The organism is Curtobacterium sp. MCBA15_005 (assembly GCF_001864855.1).
GTDB classification, from domain to species: Bacteria; Actinomycetota; Actinomycetes; order Actinomycetales; family Microbacteriaceae; genus Curtobacterium; species Curtobacterium flaccumfaciens.
In genome coordinates this window covers 115963-117253 of the sequence record NZ_MJGL01000045.1, presented here as the reverse complement: position 1 = coordinate 117253, position 1291 = coordinate 115963, and the positions used below count along the sequence as shown (strand labels likewise).

2 protein-coding genes are annotated in these 1291 nt (G+C 73.1%); both read right to left on the bottom strand.

Going from position 1 to position 1291, the window contains the following annotated elements:
* On the bottom strand, positions 1-277 hold a 277-nt coding region (locus BIU89_RS18635), incomplete at its 3' end, for a DUF6578 domain-containing protein (RefSeq protein WP_071247279.1).
* Positions 277-1212 (bottom strand): J domain-containing protein, encoded by a 936-nt coding sequence (locus BIU89_RS13545; protein WP_071247277.1) that lies wholly within the window; start codon positions 1210-1212, stop codon positions 277-279. The genes BIU89_RS13545 and BIU89_RS18635, both read right to left, overlap by 1 nt.
* Positions 1213-1291: the final 79 nt, after the last annotated feature.

Below are 1291 nucleotides of genomic sequence, written 5' to 3'. Positions count from 1 at the left end.
CGAGGTGACCGTCGTCGTCCTCGTCGGAACCGCACAGGGCTGAACCACTCGGTACCCGCTCGATCGCCACCCGTCCGTCACGGCCGACCGCGTACAGCTCGACGACCCGTCCACGGATCGACTGTGTCCGCGCCGAGTCGTGTCGGACCTCGCCGAACCGCCGTGCTCCGTCCGCGGAGACGACCCAGTACTCCACGGCGTCGCCGATCTCGACGGCCGGGCCACAGCACTCGTGCTCCCAGCCGCCGATCTCGATCACGACGTGCGACGCGGACATCAGACGAAGCGCACGGTCTGCTGCAGGCGGTCGCGGATCTCGAACACGTCGACGGAACCGGCCGGCGACCAGACGCCGCCCAGCACCTGGGCGAGCGCACTGCGACGGACGACGAGCGCGGTGGGCTTCTTCGGGGAGCCCACGAGCTGCACGTCCTCGGTGACGGCGGCGTCCGGCACGACGAGCAGCCGCCCGGAGAACCGAACCCGGGTCTGCTTCTGCACGGCGCGGGCGGCGCGGACGAGTTCCTTGACAGGTCGCTCCCCCGGTGCGAGCGTCTCGCCGACGATCTCGCCGTGCTCGACGCGGACCGGAGCGCCCCAGTCGATGGACTCGACGGCCCAGAGTCCGCTCGGGGCCAGGACGGCGTGGTCGAGCTTGCCCTCGGCCCCGGCGTCGAGGTCGTGCCACACCGTGACGCCGATCCCCATGTCGGAGACGATCAGGGCGGTCGCCTCTTCGGCCAGGGCCTCGGCGAGCAGCCGTCGGATGTGCCGGGGCGCGGAGCGGATGAGCGTGGGGTCGTAGGGGTCTTCGATGGGGTCGCCGAGGCCGACCCACTCGCGCTCGGCCTGCAGGAAGACCTCGCGCGACCGACCACCGGGGTGTCCGTGGGACCGCGCCCGGGGGCGGGTGTCACGACGCGCTGCCGGGGGTGCGTAGGCGTCGCGACCGGTGTCGCCCCTGCCGGTGGAGCCGGAAGCACCGAACGAAGTCGACGCGCGGGACCCGATGTCGTACGCGCGCCGGGCTTCCGGCGTGCCGATGCGCTCCCATGCGAGCTGGACCTGGCGGAAGCGCTGGGCGTCGCCGCCGAGGTCGGGGTGCGTCTCGCGGGCCGCCCGCCGGTAGGCGCGGCGGAGCGCGTCGTCGTCAGCCGTCGCGGGGACGCCGAGGACTTCGTAGGGGGTGGCGTCGGCCGGGCTGTCCGTCATGGCCCTGCGACATTACCGGAGGCAGTGTCGGAGTCCGCCGCATGGTTGCTGGGTGCGGTCTGGGCCCACGCCGCCGGTT

Coding starts and splice junctions, on each gene's coding strand:
- BIU89_RS13545 (WP_071247277.1), bottom strand. CDS start 1,212: ATGACGGACAGCCCGGCCGACGCCACCCCCTACGAAGTCCTCGGCGTC.